Source organism: Arthrobacter sp. R-11, assembly GCF_049913155.1.
Classification (GTDB): domain Bacteria; phylum Actinomycetota; class Actinomycetes; order Actinomycetales; family Micrococcaceae; genus Arthrobacter.
The window spans coordinates 1,930,021-1,947,304 of record NZ_CP183979.1 but is presented as its reverse complement, the minus strand read 5'-3'; the positions used below and the strand labels follow the sequence as shown (position 1 = coordinate 1,947,304).

Genomic DNA, 17,284 nt, shown 5'->3' with positions numbered 1-17,284 from the left:
CGCCCAGGTCAGCTCCCAAAGAGCTTCGCACCGATCTTCGCAAAGAAGCCGGGCTCTTTCGAGGGATCGATGACGACGAGTTCGGCCGAGAAATCCGTACCTGACTCCCCAGCGCGGAATCCCAACCTGCCAACTACCGAGACCCCGAATTCGCCTGCCATAACTGTCCGGGTAGTCTCTGTCGGTGAAACGAAATAGGAACCGGGTTGAACATTGGCTGGAACGCACAGGCGTACATGTGATTGCCCTGGCTTCCCTCGTCACTCTGGTTGTACCACCGTTGTCAGCTATCTCCCGCAGGAAGTCCCGCGACCCGGGACGCAGCAGGCCAATCCTGAACCATGGCTGTATGACCTCAGCCTTGGTCTTCTTGCTGCCTATGCCTTCAACTTCCTCGTTGTGGAACTGCCGGCCAAAAGGAAGCGGGAAAGCCGGCTGAAAACACTCCAGACCCCGCTGACAACCATTGCCTTCAACGGTCTGGATATGGTCAGGGAACTGGAACTCATCGCCAAATGTCCTCCCCGCCGCATCACAGAGGAACACCTGAAGGTTGTGCTCGGTCAACTGGACTACAACGTTGATATCCGGCTACATCTGACGAGGCGGATGAAAGCTGCCAGAGCAGCCTACGATGCCATCACTCCCTACGCAGCTGACCTGCCACTGGACTTACAGGAACGGCTTCAGAATGAGAACCAGCACCTTGCACACGGGACTTTCAACCAGAGGGAAGAAGGGCATCCAACGTGGACATCACTGGATAAGATGCGGAACTTCCGGCGTGGAGCCCTGATCATGGATAACAACATTCTCATCAAAGTCATCATGGACTACTACCAAACCACCGAGGCAGTACGCATTAAGGTGGAGGAGTACATTCCCTCCAGCCGTGTTTACCGTGAGGATGAGAGAACAACAGAGCGTGGCAGGGCTCCGAGACTGCGACCCGGAAGGCGTGCCAGCACGTTCGGCCTAGTACATGACCGCTATTATCCGTACCGCACTTATCCGGAACCTAGGGGCGTTGAGCCCATGCCGGTCAAGGATGAGAGCAAGGAACCAGAAGGCGACGAGTTGACTAAGGTGCCCGCAACCAAATGAGTGCCTTCTCGTACGCCGAAAATCTGTGACATTGAAGGAGAGGTCACTGTCTACCGTTGAGGCGTCTCGTTTACCATGAGTTGCGACGCAACGCGGTAAGGCGGTCCTTGGCATTACGGGAAGCCTTCCAGGCAACCTGCACGCGCGCCTTGGCTGGCAAACCACTACCGGAAGCGGGCCAAGGGTTATCCTCCTACGCCGGTAGGCCCTTTTCACCAACGCTTGCACGGCACCGAATCGAAGACAGCCCAGCGACGTTGGCAGCAGCTGCAGGAGCTGTGGGCGGACCTCGTGGAAGGGCTGAGTGAAGATTCATCACTTCTTCGAGGCATTGCGGGCGGCGCGGCGGGCCTTATCTCTGCGGTTCGTCAGCTCCAGTGAGAAGAGATCAGCCCTCCCATCGATGTTCAGGGCCAGCGATGCATGCGCAAGCAGTTCGTCCTCGACAACCCACGGTGTCTCGTCCTCAGTCCAGGCCACGCGAGCGTGGGTATTGATCCAACGGGTCAGTCGATCTTCGCCGTCCTCGCCCCAGTTCAATCGTCCTTTATGGATGCCAAGGGCGAGGTCTAGTTCCTCAGCCAGCAGGACCCCTAAGGTCAGCCGCAGTGTGGAGCGAGAAGCGTCTTTTTTAGCGTGGGCCGGCAGGCGGGACCGAAGTTGACTGCCACTTTCCTTCCCGGTGATGCTTGGCCTCTTTGGGGCAATACCGACGTAGAGGAGTTCGAAATCGCCGGTGCGCGCATATTGAGCGTCCGGGACATGAAGGCTCCCAGGAGCAAACAGCCAACCGTAGATGCCCTTCTTCGGCGGCGCCTTAGACACGGCCGTAGGTGCGTGGAGTGTGTGAGGATGCAAGATCTGGAGCGCTGTAGGCGAGAAGTCGTGCATGGTGCCATAGTACTGAGGAGACGGCTAGGATTATTGACCCATTCCGCGAGGCGCCGGGCCGACGCGTCACGAGACCTTGGGCGACTGATTTGGCGGCAGATCTCCTGCCCTTAATCTTTCGAAGCATTATAGGAGCGGCAGTCGAGGAGTCCGCCCCTAGCAGGCCACAGCCAGCTCAGATCTTGAGCTTTGCCACAATGTCGGCCGGCGGGGTAAGCACGAGGGTACGTGCTTACCCAGCGCTGGACGTGACAACTTATTCAAAACGCTCTTCTCGGAGGCGCTGGGCATTCGGGTTTTTGGGACGACCTCACGTGCATGGAGAAAAATCAGGGACGTGCGGAACCTGTGATGCGTCTCTATTCCAGCAGGTCCGCTCCACATGCACCTGGGGCAGGGCACCCTAAGCATCCGCTGACCCATGCCTTCTCGCCCCCAAGGGGTCCTCGCTGTGAGCATCTATGGTTACTCTCAGTCGTGTGGGGGACTCCTTACCAGCCTCATGGGACAGGTTTCGATGCATTGGACGGCGTCGACTGGAGCCGGCTGAAGCACTGCTACGGACGAGGCATCGTTTCAATAGGCGATGCGGGAGACGTGTCACTCGCCATCGCAGGCGACGTATCGCGATCGCTGGCTACCCTTCGAACTGATCCTTACATGGCAATCGGTGACGGGCTTTACTCGAACATCTGTCACCAGGGCACCGTTTATCAAGCAACGGCCTATCGGTGCCCTTTATTGCAGCTGTCGCGGCCGGCGACGTTCCGGACGGGATCCGCGTACCACTGCTGGCGCTCCTGGGCGACATCTCGATCGGAGCGAGCTATATAGCTTCCGACGGGTCTCATGCGGGCTCGCTCGGATACGACGTAGGCGTCCTCGTCACGGAGTCGCTCGCCGCTTCGACGAAACGCCTTTCGACGATCCGAACGCCCAAACTTTCCGCATTTATCCACGCCATTCAGTCGCTTCTCGTCCAAGCGACCGACGAACGCCGCGACGCCGTCGAGTCCGCCATCGACCTTGCACTTACACCGCCGGCCACACCCTAGAACGGTGCCCGCAAGCCGCCCGGCCCACATGTGGCGCTACACGGTCAGGGGCCAGGCAGTGGGAGAATTCAAAACCGGCGACATCGTTGAAGTTCAGAGCCGCCGCAGGTTTCACAGCGCATTTCCTACCTCAAAAAGGCGGCCGCCTACGTCGCGGCAGTCCATCCGGTTTCCACATACGCCGAGACTCCCCTACCTGCGGCCCGGCTGCTGATCCTGGACTGGATCCATGCTCAGCTACGAAGACATCATCCTGCTCGGAGAGGAACGCATCCTGGTCATCCAGGAACACAAGGACGGCAAAGGACGGCAATTGTTGGTGCGGTCAGACCAGGCATTGACCAGCTGGAACATGCCGTGCGGGCGAAACGATGCGCGGACAGATCATTGAGGGAACTATCGCCGCGACCGTTCCATGACGATGACAAGCACAGCGAGTACCAATGCCGCGAGGGCTACCGGAAGGGTAATCAGGGTGAGCCCCGGCAACCCTGGCGCCGGAAGCAGACCAAGGCACGCTACGACAACCAAACCAGTAAAAGTTGCGACAAGCCACGGCGTCACCCCGCTGACCTTGCGCTGCTTGGCGATGACGACGATCCCTGTGACTAGGGAACCGACAGCCCCCACTCAAGAGGAAGATCATCCATCCGTTGAATGGAGTGCTTCCGCCGAGTCCACCTGTGAATAGCCGAGCCTCCGCCATCGACAGACCCGGTATGAAAAGTACGATCGCTACGACGCCCGCGGCGATGCGCAACGATGGGACGGCTGCTGGCTGTTGTATCGACATCGAGTTGTAAGGCTGGCTCGCGGGACCTTCGATGCTCATGTGTGTTCCCCCGGCGGTCGGTGGCCGATTGCTCGGATGCTACTCCGCCTAGCCCGCCCAGCACAGATACCGGCTCTAGCTTTCCGGCCAGATGATCTTTTCGCCCATCAGCTTCAGGAACCGGGCGAATTCTTCTACGCTCAGCTCGCCGTTGGCGGCCGCGCTGGAGCTGGCGTCTCTCCTGGACCATAGGTATGGCGGCGGCCCGTCCGTCTGGACAGAACAGATCGTCAGGTCCATGCCGGCCAGAGTTCTTGCAAGATTCGGATCCTGACTGGATTTCGCCTGCGAAATCGAGAGGTCGACTTTGTTCCACTCCAGGTCGGCGACTTCCTTCGTCTGTGGGGCCGCATTCACGTCATGGGAACGGTTGCGCGGAATATGGCTTTCAAGCATCACAGCCATTCCAGGTACACCACCGCCCATGCGGTTCAAGCAGAAGCGTCGGTCCGCGGCGTTCTCCGCTCGCGCTTCGACTGCGTAAGGGTTGTAGCTACGAGCAGCGAAGATCCGCGTCGTGTCCAGTGCCCGCAATTCGTCCACCGGAAAGATCGAGTCATACTTTGTTCCAAAAAGCACCCGATCAAAAGGCTTTCGATTTGTCCAGTGCTTCTTGATCCGCGAGCGGATGTCGTTGGACTGACCGATGTAGAACTGACGGTACTCATCGAAGACCATGATGTATGCGCCGGTGACGCCGTCCCAGGCTTTCAGCGACTGCACTGGTTTGAAGGTGCCGCCATTGGCAAGGACATGCTCGAGGGCTTCCTCGAAGGCGTCTGCGTCAAGAGACGCGAAGTACTTCATGGACAAGTCGAAGTTGGTCAGGGCGGCGTCACGATAGGTCAGCAGGAAGGCGTCTGAATGCTCTGTGTGCTCTTCATCGCGGTAGATCCACGTCTGGTGGTTCCAGGCCTCCTCGGAAAGTTCTTCGCGTTTTGGTTTTACCGAAGTCTTCCGGTTCGGCTATGCGTAAAGCTCCCTGGTTATCTTGTGGCCAAACCGGCTTGCTCGCAGCTGCTCTCCGAAATATTCAATCCCTGGATGCAGAACAAGCTTGGACTCCTCATGGGACAGAAATCTATCCGGAAAACACGGCTGTACAGCCGAAGCCTCTCCGCGTAGGGAATTCCACTAGGTCCGAGTACCTTGTTTCTCTCGCATTCAACCCCAAAAAAGTAAGGCAATGACCTGCGCAGCTGATTACGACGAACTCCGCTCCGACGTCAAGGAGCCGCAGGCACAGTCCATGCAGGCACTCCAGTCAGCCGGCGGGCCGACGGCAAAAAGGTCGTGCTGGAGCTCGACGAGACGATGGTCTCGCCGCCGGCGGCCCCGTCGGAGAAATCGTGGCAGAAGAACTGATCGTTCACGTCATACCCCAGGGCAACGACGAGTTCGTCTGCAGCTCCTGCTTCCTGGTAGGCCACCGCTCCCAGATCGCCAAGGTGAGCGGTGGCATCTCCTAACTGTTCGCTGAAGCCATTACTCCGCCGAACCATGCACCCGGGCTATGGCTGCGGCAGAGTCGAATATTCATCCAGAAGCCCATTGGCGACCTTCCGTCTGTCGCCCTGCAGGTCCACCACAGCGACGGGGTATCCATCGCCGCATCTGAGGTGCCACGTTTGCCTTCGTGTCGTATTCGAGTATGCACTCGTCCGCGCCCATTACGCTTGCGGAACTAGATTGGATGCACCAGAGAACTCCTGTAGGGGTTTTCCTCGTTTCAACGGAGGTAAGTAGCGATGTCAGGTCACATCACGGAAGTCACCAGACGACATATCATTGACGCCTACCTCCTACAACGGATCAACTGGGCCGGAAGACTTTCCGAACCCGAGTTCCTGGCGAGGATTTACAACCTCCGTGAGCTCCCCAGCACTGATGGCCGCTTCAACAACGCCTACGAGGACATCCAGCAGCACCGGGTCCGCAACCCGTACGACTGGGACGACGATTACGTCTTCACCGACAGCCGCTTCAATGTCTTATGGGGAACGGACGAGAACTTCCTCCGCTTTCTCGAAATGACCGTCCACCCCCTGGTCCGCAACGCGGAGGCCGCCGCCCAGGTCTTGGACATCTACAACACTGCCCTCCGCCCGGACGGTTACCGCCTTGTCGAGGACGGGGAAATCAGCGGCCAGCCTCTATTCAAAGCTCGGCCTCTCCAAGGATCCTTCCACGGAGACTTGCCCGAAGCGATAGCCAAACAACCTCTTTTGACGGATGACGGCGTCCTCCATGAACACCTCCAGCGGATCAAGGACACCCTGACACGCGATCCGGCACGTGCAATAGCCTCATCTAAGGAGCTCTTGGAGAGCCTATTCAAATTGATTCTGACCCAAGAAAATGTTGAGTTCGCCCGATCGGACGAAGTCCCTGCGCTATGCAAAAAGGTCGGTGAGGCCCTGAACATCAACGCCGAGAGTGTCCCAGCTAGCGCACGCGGAAGCCAAACCATTCAAAAGCTATTGCGAACGCTCGCGACAACGATCCAATCCGTCGCTGAGCTGCGGAACGAAATCGGCACCGGACATGGCCGCACCGTCCCGAGTGTAGCCACGGAAGTGCACGCAAGGCTGGCTTTGAACGGTACGGTCGCGGTGGCCGAGTTCCTCCTTGGAACCATCCAACAGCGACGAACAAACAACGCGTTCAAGGCCAAGGCACCCGTAGACCCCAACCCAATCAACTGGTTGTAATGGAACCTGATAATCCCGGTCGCTACAGATGGCACCTTAGAACTCCCCTCTCCCCGAGACTGCATAGGCACGGGCCGAAGATGGTTCCGCACCAACTCTTAACTCTGGGGTGGGTACCGAAAGTCCCCTGAACAGCCACTTTGTATATGCACGCGGCCCGGCAGGGCTGCGAAAGCCAGCTCACAAATTTCGCCGGTGACGGCAATGAGGTGGGTAGTACAAGGATGTCTTGCGGCGGTGCCAGCCCCCCCCGGAAGAGGTCTACGCCGATTCCCGTTCTGCCCCTTCATTGTCGCCGGGCGGGTCCTCCGCGCAACCAGGGCGCTACGCGGCGCTCATACTCCAAAACTTGGCAAGGCGCTCCTCTGTCGCTTGTTTCCTCGCGAAGTTTTGGACCACTCCCGGTACCCCAAGTTGCGTTCCAGCCCCTCAACCCGGCACTGGCTCCGCTAACAGAACGACGCCCAACCAGACGGACAGCAAGAAACAACGCCAACACACTGACACTGCCGCGACGTCTACGGGCCGCGAACCGCAACCGCCGATCAGACAGAAGTCATGTAGAACCAGCCCCGCCCCACTATGAAGGAGCAAGACCACAGGACCAGCAAGCACCCGAGGAAGGCGAGGCACCAGGCAACGAAAAAAGGCCCCCGAAGGGGCCCTTCCGTGAACACATTGTCCACACTCAGAGGCCCAAGAGGGCCCCTGAGCTGCGGAAACACGTGCCCGAGGTGGGACTCGCACCGGGCGCCAACCCTTGAAAACCCGCCACTCCCCCGAAAACATCCCCAATCACGACGAACGCTGGACAAGGCATAACGCCGACGACACCAATACCAGCACCAACACCAACACCAACACCAACACCAACACCAAGGAGATTGCAGCATGACGATCAATGACCGAACCGAAGAAGTGCAGGAACTGCTGAACAGTCACATGCGCCGCAAGGACGTGCTGGAGCGGATCCTCTTCGAATCGCTGAATGCCGAGCCAGCGAGTCAAGAGCAGGTGAAGCGGTTCCTCACAGCTGCACCACCCGAGGTCTTCGTGCTGCTCGACGGCCTCCTCTCACCGCCCTCGCCGGCGGCCGCATGGGCGAGTCATTACACGAGAACCGAATCGTGCAAGGCTTCGTCGGCATGGCCACGGCGTGCCGGAAGCGTGACCGTCGATGAGCGCCCACTGGCAGGATGCCCATCGGCCGACGTCGGCCGCTCGTTGACGGCGAAGTTCGCGGCCCTTGGGTAGGCGGCCGCCGGTGCCCCCGGCGCCGCCGGTGCCCCCGGCCCGCCACCAAGGGCACCAGTTCAGGTGGGACTGGTCCTCCTAGGCGGCCGTCGACACCAGTTCCCGCACACGACTGGCTACTTCCTTGATTCGCTCAATGGCGAGCCAGACCGGCATCATCTGGAGCTCGGCCGTCTCGGTAGCCCCGCCGATTGGCAAGTCATCCGGTGACAGGTAAGCCGGCAGCGCAAGTTCGATGCGCCACCAGTCCAGAATCGCCCTCTCCACGGACATTGCGTCGCTTCCCATCTCAAAATGTTCGAGATGCGCCACCTCCCACCCAAGCCGTTGGAAGGATCGGAGCCGGTCGGTGCCCACGCCTGTGATGCCAACCTTCAAGGCGCCCAGTCTTTCGTTCACGATCAGGTAGGTCGTCCCCCGCAGATGTGGTTTGAAGCCGCCCTCGCAGCAATATCGACATCCGCGGCTTCCCTCACCCACTACTGAAGTCCAGACAGAGGTTTCACGGCCGCAGCGGCAGAGGCATGCCCATGGCACTTTCATGCCTGGATAAGGCTCAACGGGTGTGTAACCCGCTGCGCGCACCCTGGCCTCTGCTGCGGGAGCTTTGCCTGCCCGTATGGCGGCGGCCTGGACAGGGCGCGAGCATGTCCAACACCCCCGGATTCCCAGGGCAACGTTTGTGCATGAGGGACTCACTGTGCTGCCGCACTGGAGGCACCGCGACTTCCAAGGCTTGTTCGCGCCGGGATACGGTTCGAGTGGCTGCAACTGCATGTCCTGCATGGTCTTGAGGGCCGTAGGTTCAAACTCCTGCATGGCTTTCAAGCCCCTAGCCCGTGTTGCGCACTTCGTGCACCGGGACTTGCCCTGCTTTGTGACCGTGTAGTTGGGCGTACTCTCATGTCCGCAGGTCACACAGGCGCAGAACCATGGATCAAGCCGTCCGGGGAAAGGTGCCAGCGGCCGCCAGCCGGCCGCCAACATGACTGCACTGGCACTATCTTCGGTGAGTGGTGGCCGTCCGGAGCAGGTCCGACACAGCTTTGACTTGCCTGCGCTCTGAGACACGTTATGAAATGAGGGCGAGCTCTCGGAGCCGCAGTTCATGCACCGGCTGCGCCAGCCCTTGTGGGATCCCGGGTACGGTTTCAGCGGTTCCCAGCCGGCTGCACTCATCCCCGCGGCAGCCTTGGCCGCGTTGGCAGCCGCTTTGGTGCTTTGCGTGCGTTGCTCTGCCGCCACTCGTTTTGCCGTATAACACGGGCATGAGTCGCGCGGCGCATGTCCCCGTTCCACAGGATCCAGACGGAGTGTGACTTCCTGTCCACACTCAAGATGCACCGCACGCCACGGGCCCATGATCTTGCCTGGATAGTCCTCTACGGCCTCATAGCCGCATTTGAGCAGCCGTGCGGTGGCTGTTTCGTTGGTCAAGCGGCGAGGCACCTGGGTCCTTTCGGCGGGACTGTAGCGGGTGTCCGGATTCTAACGGGATGGACCGACATTAGTTGTGAGGGCAACTGGCGTAGAAGGCATGGAGGTGGAGGCGTTGCCCTTCGCAGGGATCCATCGGGACAAGGCCACCCGGTATGGCCCGTCGGGCACGGTTCCGGCGGTCTGCACCTTCGGGCGCCGAAATACTCCGTAGAGGTCAATGAGCGTCGCGGCTGGCCATCCTCCTGCAGACCAACTCGACTTTTTCCAGCGCCCTGGCGAGGGGGATCCGTTCCTGCTCGACGCGCCGGTGGCCGGTGTGCTGCGGATCGAGGAGACGCCGGTACACCTCCCTTTCTTCTGGGCGGAGCCTCTCCGCCGGCCTCGGGCTCCCGGACTGGAGCGCCCTGCCTGTTTGGTCCAGTTCGGTGCCGAAGATCTCGTAGGCCTCGTAGTCCTCCGGGCCCATGAGGATCGAGTCGATGTCGCGGCCGAAGTCGGCCCGGTAGCCGTCCAGGATCTCGTAGCCGTCGCGGTCGATGTCGCCCCAGTACACCAGCACGGGGGCATCACGGATCCACGGGAATGATGCGGGCGTCTTCCCGCCCTTGCCGACCCCCTCGACAGAGATGCCGCCAGCCAGGGCCGGGAAGTGGATTGCGGTGTCCTTGTTCTCCGAGATGACCACGACCTCGGGCAGGTAGGCCGGTGCGAAGCTGTCGCCGGCCGTCGCCGAGTCGTGGACACGCCCGCCGGCGGCGAGGTGGCCGGGGTCGAGATAGGTGAAGTGGATTCGGGGCGGGTGGCCCGGCAGCAGGCCGAGGTCCTCGAGCCCGGTGAGCGCCTGAACCCCGCGGCGGTGGGACTGCAGCCACTTCGCATGGACGCCCGGGATCGGGACCTGGCGCGGGGTCACACCAAGGTTGGCGCGGCCAGGGTCCCCCCGGTACCAGCCAGCGACAGACAGGAGCAGCCCGAAATCGACCTCCGCGTATGCGTCGAGGGTACGGAGCGTCTTCCCGACGTCGTCCAAGTGCGGATACTTATCACGCAGGACGCCGAGCCGCAGGCGGGCACGGGCGAGCCTGTCGGGCCAGTCTCCGGCTGCGAGGGCCGCGGCATGGTCGATGGATACCACCCGCGCGTGGGTGGGAACCGACTGCGTTGTCCCGCCTTTTGCTGTGCGGTTCTCGTAGTCGAGGTCTACCTCGTGTGCCTTTGCCCAGTCCTGCCATTGCACCGTCTGTGCGTGCACCGCGGAGTAGTCGGCCCGAAGGTCTGCTGCCGCCGGCCGGCCCAGGGCGAAGGCATGCGGAAACGCAGCCTCGTCCCCGACGAGATGGCTATGCCACTTCCCGCTCAGCCGACGGCGGATGTCTTCGGTGACGGCCTGCGGTGTCTTCATGCTCCGCCCCCGGCTCCAGGGTCGTCGGGGAGATCGCTGATGTACGAGTACCCCCGCGCGTTTTTGGTGACGGTCAGGAGCAGGTCCATGTGCGGCTCAAGCGCCGTGACCTTGTCCAGCGGGGCGCCGATGATGAGCTGGAACCCCAGGTTCTGCCAGGCCCGGACGGACCGGCCCGCGAACTCGCTGTCCGCCTTCACGAACCCCTCGTCGAGGAACACCGGAGCGAACGTGGGCCGGGAGCGGGTCTCGTCCCCCAGCTGATAGCGCAGGGCCGACCCGACGACGAAGGCCACCAGTTCCTGGGTTTCGCCGCCGGACTTGTCAACCAGCCAGTCGTAGATGGCGATCTCGCGGCGGGTGTCCTTGTCCAGGCACGCCGCGGTGATGACGACGTGCTGGCGCACATCGAGGTAGCGGTCGCGCTGGGACGTCGAGGATTTGGTGTGGCCCTCCGGGATGCGGATGCGGGCCATGAACTCGCTCAGCTTCTTGAACCTCGCCTCGATCTGGTCTTCGGTGAGCTCCAGGGCCAGGCCCGAGGACAACTCCCGCAGGCCGCGGCGGAACTTGCCGAGGTCTTCGCTCTGAAGCCGGCGGAGGCTGATCTGAAGCACGCCGCTTTTGTTCCCGAACGGCAGCGTTTCCAAAATCCTGTTGATCGGCAGGAGACGGTCTTCGATGTCTGCCAGGGCGGTGTCGAAGGCGTCGTTGAGCCGCAGCAGGTCATCGCTGGACCACGCAGCCAGTTCACGCCGCCACTTGTTGCGGCGTTCGTAGAGCCCCTCGGACTGGATCCGGTCGAGGATCTCGCGGTAGCCATCGACCGAGTCGGCGGTGGTGCCCAAATTGTTCTCGGTCCAGTTGCTCTTGTACGCCTCGAACATGCTCACCATCGCGTTGGTCGCACTCTTTGCGTTGCGCCGGGCAGCCTCGGATTCCTCCCTGAGCCGCCTGCGCAGGGCTGTGACGTTCTGCTCGAATGACTTCAGGCTCGTGGCCTCCCAGTTGCTGGTGAACAGCTCGTCAAGGTACTTCTGCTGGGCCTCGGTAACCGTGGCCGTCTGCCGGTCGACAATGTCGTCCGCCGCGGCCTGCACGGTGTCCTGCCGCGTCACAAGGGAGCTCCAGTCGGACTGCAGCTTCTCCAGATCACGTTCTGCCAGCACCCTGTCCCGGTTCGCCTGCCCGTGAAGGGGCCTGATGCGCTCACCCTCGGCTTCAAGCGCATCGAGGATCGCGTTGGTGGTCCGCAGCCCGCGGATGGCGTCCTCAAGCTCTGCGATCTGCCGGTCGATACCAAGGTGGTCGATGGCGGCCCAGTTGCTGTCCTGGACGAACAGGTGAGCGTCCCGCTGCCGCCGCAGGTCGGCCCGGCGCTCCAGTACGTCCCGGACTCGGACGTTGGCCTCGACGATCTCCGGCTCCAGCTCGGCCAGCAGCTCCGCGATGTCCTTGAGTCGGCGTTCGTTGGAAAACCCGATGATGTTGCCCTCACCTGATTCTCCATGGGCGCCCCGGTCCCCCGAACGGGTCTGCCCGGACATAGTCACCCGCGGCCCGGCGCCGGCCAGTGCTGCCGCGTCGGCCACGCACAGGTGGTCGATGCCACTGCCCGCTACCCGGTCCTGAACCCAGCGTGAGAACGGCGAGTCCAGGAACGCGAGCTTGCCCGAGACCCGGGTGGGGTCTCCGCGCCAATCCTCGTGCTCGGCCAGGGTCACTGCCTGGTACTGGATGCGCGGCCTGATCGTAACTCCGTCGATGGCTTCAGACAGCCGGTCACGGGTGTGACGGTCGACCAGCACCGTCCGGGCGAGGCCGCCGAGCGTCGTTTCGATCGCTTTGCGCCAGGTCTCCTCCCCCGGCAGGAGATCAATGAGCTCCGCGACGAACGGCAGATCACGCATCGGATCCAGGCCCGCCGCCTCTGCCATCCGCAGCCGGGCGTTGTGCAGCCCCCGCGGGACCATCCCGGTTCTGCCTTTGAGGGATGCCGCCTCCTCCATGAGGTCCGTGCGACGGGCCGTGAGCGGAGCCAGGACCTCACGGGCACGCCCTTCCTGCTCGTCCAATGCACTTTCGCGGGCACCGAAACCGGACAGGAAGTCGGCCGCGGCGGATTGCGCCTCGGCGAACTGCCCGGCCGTCTCGGGCACAACGAGGTTGATGGCCTCGGTCTTCATCTGGAACTTGAGATTCGCCTGGTAGACCGCGTCGCGGCTGCTCTCAAGGTCCGCAATCTTGAGGCGGCGTTCCTCGATCGCGCTACCGCCGTTGGCGTCCTTGTCCCGGGCAATCTGTACAAGGCGCGCCCCGTACTCGGATTCGTCGGACTGTGCCTGGGCGAAGGCGCGGCTGGCCGCGGCGTGGTCGCGGCGGTTCGCCATCACCGCGTCGTCAAGAAGGCCGCGTTCGGTGCGGAGCTTCCACAGGCGGAACGATGAGGGTCCATCGTCGTCGGCGCCGAAGTGGCGGATCAGCAGTTCCCTTGCTTCGGCATCCGCCAGCTCCGTCTGGAGGGCGGGAAGGCGCTGCAGGACCTTGACCTTGTTGGCTTCATCCACCATCTTCGAGTACGACGCCTCCAGATTGGCGAAATGCAGAATCGCCTGGTCGGCGGCCTGGTACGTAACGGGTTCCTCCAGCACCATCGTCTTGTACAGCCCGTCCACCCGTTTGACCTCCATCCCGGCCTGGAGCCGTGCGAGAAGCCGCATGGCTTTGCGGCCGCCGTCGGGGCCGCCGATGCCGAGGCGGGTGTGCAGGGTTCCTTCAAATTCCCAGAAGGTGTTGAACGTCGCCAGCCCCGGTACAGCTGCCTTCAGTGCCCGCTTGTCGAAGCGGCTGGCGGCCAGCGGCGCGAGCTTGGACGTGTCGAAATGGCCCTCATAGGCGGCGAAGGTCGTGATGACGTCGCCGTTGACGGACGCGCCGGCCTTGACGAAGTAGATTCGCATCGCCGTGTAGCGCCGGCCTTGATCGTTGACGAAGGTCGCGGCCAGGGCACCCCAGACCGGCGTCATGCCGGCACCGCGCAGCACCAGGTCGAGCATCTCGTCGGAGCCGTCGACCCGGTTGGCGTCCATCTTGCCGCGGAGGTAGGTCAGCAGGTTCCGCTGCTCCGCCGACCGTGCCCGGCCCCCGGCGTCGTTGGATGCCCCGTTGAACGGAGTGTTGGAGGGCATCATCAGGGCGATGTAGGCATCCAGGACCGTTGACTTCCCGGTGCCGCTCGCTCCGGACAACAGCGTGGATCCTGGTGAAAACCGCACCTCGGTGCGGCCGTGGAAGCCGCCCCAGTTCACCATCTGGAGGGCCTCGACCCGCCATTGGGCGTGCTCCGCCGCGGCTACCTGCAGGTCGGGTATTTCCAGTTCGAGGGTCATGCGTTGTCCTTCCCCAGGTCGGTCAGCAGATCTGGTTCATCGTCTTCTTCGTCGTCGGTATCGGCGCCGTCGCCGTCACCCTCCGGCGCGGTGCCGTTCTGCTCCATGAGCCATGTCCACAGGGTGCGCAGCTTCTCGACCGGCATGAGGATCTCGATGATGGGAGAGATCCGGAACCTGTCGGGATCGGCGGTCTTCAGGAGCAGGCCGGCCGTTGCCAGCCCGTCAATCGCCTTCAGCGCCCGTTTCTGGTCCATGGCGCGGTGGGTCGTATCCTCGGGGCGCTGGTCGGCTACTTCATCGAGCAGCGTCTGGCGGTCCACAAAGACGACGTCTTCACCCTCCTGGCGCTGGGAGAAGAGCCTTTGCCGCATGTAGACCATCATGATGGTCTCCTCTTTCGTATGGGACACGTCCCGCAGCAGTGACGGAAGAGGATCGCCCGTCTCCGAAACCGCCTGCCGTTTGAACGCGATCTGGTGGTCCCGGTCGATGAAGAGCTCGAAGAACAGCTCGTTGAGCCGGCCACGGATCGTCTCGGCGTTGGCCAGGAGAACCTGCCAGTGGTCGGGGTGACGCTCCGCCGAGAGATACCGGTGCTTCAGGAGCGCATGCAGGCATCTGCGCTGGTCCGGGAACAGGGTCGAGGCATCGCTCTCGAACATGGACAGCGAGCTCTCCGCACCGTCCTCGTCCCCGGCCGGCGGGTCCTCCGACAGAAAGTCCAGGGGGTCCACGGAGTCTTCGTCGATCGCGGCGACGTCTGTCATTGGCGTGCTCCTTCGGTATCGGTGTCCTTCGTGTCCCCTGCGGGCTGGATCGTGGCGGAAGGCATCAGGAATGTGCGCGTGCTGCCGTCGGGCCGCACTGCCGACACGGCCTCGCGCTGGTCGGGATCGGTATGGGCTCCGAGACGGGTGAACAGGTGCAGGAGCCCAAGGATCTCGACGGGCCGGCGGAGGTCACCGGGCAGCGAGTTGAACAGCGCAGCGGCGGACTCCAGCTCACCATTGGCGGATTTCTCCTCGATCCGGAGGCGCAGCTGATCCAGTGACGGGCCACCCTGCCTGCGGATGTCCTCCAGGGACGGGGCCGCCGGCGCCTCATCCGAGACATCCGCGAGCGGTTCGGGCGAACGCTGGTTGTCCGGGTCGTACGTCTTGAACCGCAAGGCCGCGATGTCCAGGCCCGGCGGGATCAACTGAACACCGACGTGGTCCCGGGCGCGTGCCGACTGCATCCAAGCCCGCATTTCCCGGTCTATGCCGCGCAGGACTGTGTCGAGCTCGCGGTTGCGGATGTGGTCGTAGTTCTCGATGTGTTCCCGGAGCGTGGCGGTGAGGCGCTGGCGCTGATCCAGGACGTCGGCGATGCCGCGGCGGATGATGTCCACCGCCGTGCGCATCTGGCGCTGTTCGTCGGCAAGGAGTCGGCTGGCCCCGGGGTGGGCCAGGATGGCTTCCAGGTCGGAGCGCAGCCTTGTCAGCCAGTCAGGTTTGCGCAGGAGCTCCAGGGCGCCGGCAAAAGCCCTGCCCTCCGCAGTGCCGGTCAGCAGGCTGGACGCCTGCGCAAGGTAGTCGTCGACCACTTCCCCGACGGGTCGCTCTTCCTCACGGAATCTCTTGGTGATGCCCCGGTGCATCTCCCGCACCGCCTCTTCGACCCGGCGGAAGTCGGACGGCAGGCCATCGAGCTCTCGGAGCACGTTGGAGAACTGCTCGGACAGCTCCGCCTCCGAGGATTCCCGCAGCTCGCCGCCGGCCGCCAGGTGGACGTACTCTTCCTGCAGGATCGCGATTTCTTCGGCGAGCCTGCGCTTACGCTCCTCGCGGTCCGGGTTGGCCGCCTGGGCGGCATCCGAGATGACCCGCCGCATGGTTTCGATGCGCGACACGGATACGTTGAGCTGGGAACGGCTCGCCCGGAGCACATAATCCAGGGCCTGCCTCGCGTCGCCGGTGAGCTGGTAGGTCTCCTGCCCGCGCCCCGGGTCCCGGTACAGCCACCGCTCGCGCACCCACTGCATGGCGAGGGCCTTGCCGCCCGTCGACGGCACCGTGTACCCACCCGCCCGGAGTTCGTCCAGCAGGGCTTCAACCCGGGTGTGCAGCTGTTCGACCGGAACCGGCTGCGAATCGTCGGGGAAGACAGCCGACAGCAGCGGCATGGCAATGACGGCGGATTTGCGGTCGAGCAGCTTCAGGGTCGGCGTGTTGAGGGCAGCTTCAATGCGCGCGACGCCGCCTTCGATGTCAGTTGCCATGCCGCACTCCTATCGTCGATGAAGCTCTGGTCTGCTCAGCCGTCAGCCGTCAGCCGGAGGGCGGGCTGGTTCCAGTCGCTTCAACAGCCGGTCGCGCTCCTTGGTCACCGCGTCCAGTGCGCCTTCCGCCCGGTCTCCGCGTGACCGCTCGGCGGACAGTTCAGCTGCGTGGGCGGCCGTCGCTGCAGCTGCCGCCTGCTCAGCGTCGGTTCGGACGCGCTCCAGGTCGGTTCGGACGCGCTCCAGTTCAGCTTCGAGTTCCGCGACCCGGCCGTCTGAGGTCGTAAGGTCCGCTGTGAGCGACCGGTTCTCCTCTTCGGCGACCCGGAGTCGGCCGGTGAGAGTCTCACGCTCGGCGGCGAACAGGTCACGCGCGGCTGAGTACGCCTCGCGCCAGATGCCGCCGAAGCGGGCTGTGACGAACTCCGGCGCCTCGGGGATGTGCACCTGGGCGGCCGCGCGTTGATTCCACGTCGTTGCAGCCTCGGCGGCGACGGCCATTGAGACGCCGGCTTTTGCGCGCACGGCGCGGTTGGTGACGGGTACGCCTTCGGCGGCCAGGGCCTCGGCGGCCTCGGCGGCGCGTCGTTCCGGAGCGGAAGCAGACTCTGGTGTTTTCATGGAGAAACAGTATCATAAGTATCGAGTTTCATCGATACCTGATACTGGTGATACTCGCCAACCGAGCCGGCTTCACGCCGGTTCCGCATCCCCTCCAGCCGCTGCGAGGCGCTGCCGGTGAACGCGGGCGCGGACCTGGTCTGCGGAACGAATGAGCCGACTGGTGGTTGGTGCGCACGTTTCATGGCATCAGGATGCCAAGCACCACCGACAATGGCGGGAGACGGCGCGCGCTGACCTCCCTGAACTTCGTCCAAGGTCATCAGAAGCTGGGTCAGCGGGTCAGCGGCGCCCTGGGTGCTGCATCAACCCGTAGGCCGGT

Annotated in this window: 15 protein-coding genes and 1 pseudogene; 7 read left to right on the top strand and 9 right to left on the bottom strand. The window is 62.9% G+C overall.

The genetic code is table 11. The features are described from left to right. Window positions 1-399: 399 nt before the first annotated feature. Complete coding sequence (locus ACN9M4_RS08825) at window positions 400-1,104, top strand: hypothetical protein (RefSeq protein ID WP_426303150.1); 705 nt, start codon at window positions 400-402, stop codon at window positions 1,102-1,104. A gap of 315 nt (window positions 1,105-1,419) precedes the next feature. On the opposite strand, the gene ACN9M4_RS08820 is transcribed toward ACN9M4_RS08825, so the two are convergent. Beyond that, window positions 1,420-1,995 carry a GIY-YIG nuclease family protein gene (locus tag ACN9M4_RS08820; protein WP_426303149.1) on the bottom strand — a complete coding sequence of 192 codons (576 nt, stop codon included), beginning with the start codon at window positions 1,993-1,995 and terminating at the stop codon, window positions 1,420-1,422. Between the two features lie 731 nt (window positions 1,996-2,726). On the opposite strand from ACN9M4_RS08820, the gene ACN9M4_RS08815 reads away from it, so the two are divergent. Both ACN9M4_RS08815 and ACN9M4_RS08810 read left to right on the top strand, forming a co-directional pair. Beyond that, window positions 2,727-3,050 carry a hypothetical protein gene (locus ACN9M4_RS08815; protein ID WP_426303148.1) on the top strand — a complete coding sequence of 108 codons (324 nt, stop codon included), beginning with the start codon at window positions 2,727-2,729 and terminating at the stop codon, window positions 3,048-3,050. Window positions 3,051-3,279: 229 nt separating this feature from the next. Next, window positions 3,280-3,441: a hypothetical protein gene (locus tag ACN9M4_RS08810; protein ID WP_426303147.1), complete on the top strand. Its 162-nt coding sequence runs from the start codon at window positions 3,280-3,282 to the stop codon at window positions 3,439-3,441. Between the two features lie 516 nt (window positions 3,442-3,957). Here the strand turns inward: ACN9M4_RS08810 and ACN9M4_RS08805 are convergent. Further along, window positions 3,958-4,689 carry a GIY-YIG nuclease family protein gene (locus tag ACN9M4_RS08805; RefSeq protein WP_426303146.1) on the bottom strand — a complete coding sequence of 244 codons (732 nt, stop codon included), beginning with the start codon at window positions 4,687-4,689 and terminating at the stop codon, window positions 3,958-3,960. Window positions 4,690-5,068: 379 nt separating this feature from the next. On the opposite strand from ACN9M4_RS08805, the pseudogene ACN9M4_RS08800 reads away from it, so the two are divergent. From ACN9M4_RS08800 to ACN9M4_RS08785, 4 genes and pseudogenes are all read left to right on the top strand, one after another. Next, window positions 5,069-5,351: pseudogene (locus ACN9M4_RS08800) on the top strand (DUF4193 family protein). A gap of 279 nt (window positions 5,352-5,630) precedes the next feature. Then, on the top strand, window positions 5,631-6,593 hold the full coding sequence (locus ACN9M4_RS08795; RefSeq protein WP_426303145.1) for an abortive infection family protein: 963 nt from the start codon (window positions 5,631-5,633) through the stop codon (window positions 6,591-6,593). A gap of 760 nt (window positions 6,594-7,353) precedes the next feature. Next, the gene (locus ACN9M4_RS08790; protein ID WP_426303144.1) at window positions 7,354-7,488 is read left to right on the top strand and encodes a hypothetical protein; all 135 of its coding nucleotides are present in this window, start codon (window positions 7,354-7,356) and stop codon (window positions 7,486-7,488) included. Next, window positions 7,485-7,847, top strand: a complete 363-nt coding sequence (locus tag ACN9M4_RS08785; RefSeq protein ID WP_426303143.1) for a hypothetical protein — start codon at window positions 7,485-7,487, stop codon at window positions 7,845-7,847. The genes ACN9M4_RS08790 and ACN9M4_RS08785 overlap by 4 nt, the downstream gene beginning before the upstream one ends. A gap of 78 nt (window positions 7,848-7,925) precedes the next feature. Here ACN9M4_RS08785 and ACN9M4_RS08780 read toward each other — a convergent pair whose 3' ends face one another. The 7 genes from ACN9M4_RS08780 to ACN9M4_RS08750 all read right to left on the bottom strand — a co-directional run bounded on the left by ACN9M4_RS08780 (window position 7,926) and on the right by ACN9M4_RS08750 (window position 17,225). Beyond that, window positions 7,926-8,225, bottom strand: a complete 300-nt coding sequence (locus tag ACN9M4_RS08780) for a hypothetical protein (protein WP_426303142.1) — start codon at window positions 8,223-8,225, stop codon at window positions 7,926-7,928. Between the two features lie 1,276 nt (window positions 8,226-9,501). Continuing rightward, window positions 9,502-10,689 (bottom strand): Wadjet anti-phage system protein JetD domain-containing protein, encoded by a 1,188-nt coding sequence (locus tag ACN9M4_RS08775; RefSeq protein ID WP_426303141.1) that lies wholly within the window; start codon window positions 10,687-10,689, stop codon window positions 9,502-9,504. After that, the gene (locus ACN9M4_RS08770) at window positions 10,686-14,078 is read right to left on the bottom strand and encodes an ATP-binding protein (RefSeq protein WP_426303140.1); all 3,393 of its coding nucleotides are present in this window, start codon (window positions 14,076-14,078) and stop codon (window positions 10,686-10,688) included. Before ACN9M4_RS08770 ends, ACN9M4_RS08775 begins: the two co-directional genes overlap by 4 nt. Beyond that, complete coding sequence (locus ACN9M4_RS08765) at window positions 14,075-14,848, bottom strand: DUF4194 domain-containing protein (protein WP_426303139.1); 774 nt, start codon at window positions 14,846-14,848, stop codon at window positions 14,075-14,077. The genes ACN9M4_RS08770 and ACN9M4_RS08765 overlap by 4 nt, the downstream gene beginning before the upstream one ends. Beyond that, window positions 14,845-16,341 (bottom strand): DUF3375 family protein, encoded by a 1,497-nt coding sequence (locus tag ACN9M4_RS08760; protein WP_426303138.1) that lies wholly within the window; start codon window positions 16,339-16,341, stop codon window positions 14,845-14,847. Before ACN9M4_RS08760 ends, ACN9M4_RS08765 begins: the two co-directional genes overlap by 4 nt. A 42-nt stretch (window positions 16,342-16,383) precedes the next feature. After that, window positions 16,384-16,962, bottom strand: a complete 579-nt coding sequence (locus ACN9M4_RS08755; protein ID WP_426303137.1) for a hypothetical protein — start codon at window positions 16,960-16,962, stop codon at window positions 16,384-16,386. Then, a complete protein-coding gene (locus ACN9M4_RS08750) occupies window positions 16,959-17,225 on the bottom strand; it encodes a hypothetical protein (protein WP_426303136.1) in 267 nt (88 codons plus the stop codon). Before ACN9M4_RS08750 ends, ACN9M4_RS08755 begins: the two co-directional genes overlap by 4 nt. Between the last annotated feature and the right edge of the window lie 59 nt (window positions 17,226-17,284).

Excerpts from the sequence above, each read along its gene's own strand:
- ACN9M4_RS08795 (WP_426303145.1), top strand. The coding sequence starts at position 5,631 with ATGTCAGGTCACATCACGGAAGTCACCAGACGACATATCATTGACGCC.
- ACN9M4_RS08820 (WP_426303149.1), bottom strand. The coding sequence starts at position 1,995 with ATGCACGACTTCTCGCCTACAGCGCTCCAGATCTTGCATCCTCACACA.
- ACN9M4_RS08810 (WP_426303147.1), top strand. The coding sequence starts at position 3,280 with ATGCTCAGCTACGAAGACATCATCCTGCTCGGAGAGGAACGCATCCTG.
- ACN9M4_RS08775 (WP_426303141.1), bottom strand. The coding sequence starts at position 10,689 with ATGAAGACACCGCAGGCCGTCACCGAAGACATCCGCCGTCGGCTGAGC.
- ACN9M4_RS08770 (WP_426303140.1), bottom strand. The coding sequence starts at position 14,078 with ATGACCCTCGAACTGGAAATACCCGACCTGCAGGTAGCCGCGGCGGAG.
- ACN9M4_RS08765 (WP_426303139.1), bottom strand. The coding sequence starts at position 14,848 with ATGACAGACGTCGCCGCGATCGACGAAGACTCCGTGGACCCCCTGGAC.
- ACN9M4_RS08760 (WP_426303138.1), bottom strand. The coding sequence starts at position 16,341 with ATGGCAACTGACATCGAAGGCGGCGTCGCGCGCATTGAAGCTGCCCTC.
- ACN9M4_RS08750 (WP_426303136.1), bottom strand. The coding sequence starts at position 17,225 with ATGACCTTGGACGAAGTTCAGGGAGGTCAGCGCGCGCCGTCTCCCGCC.
- ACN9M4_RS08785 (WP_426303143.1), top strand. The coding sequence starts at position 7,485 with ATGACGATCAATGACCGAACCGAAGAAGTGCAGGAACTGCTGAACAGT.
- ACN9M4_RS08805 (WP_426303146.1), bottom strand. The coding sequence starts at position 4,689 with ATGAAGTACTTCGCGTCTCTTGACGCAGACGCCTTCGAGGAAGCCCTC.
- ACN9M4_RS08755 (WP_426303137.1), bottom strand. The coding sequence starts at position 16,962 with ATGAAAACACCAGAGTCTGCTTCCGCTCCGGAACGACGCGCCGCCGAG.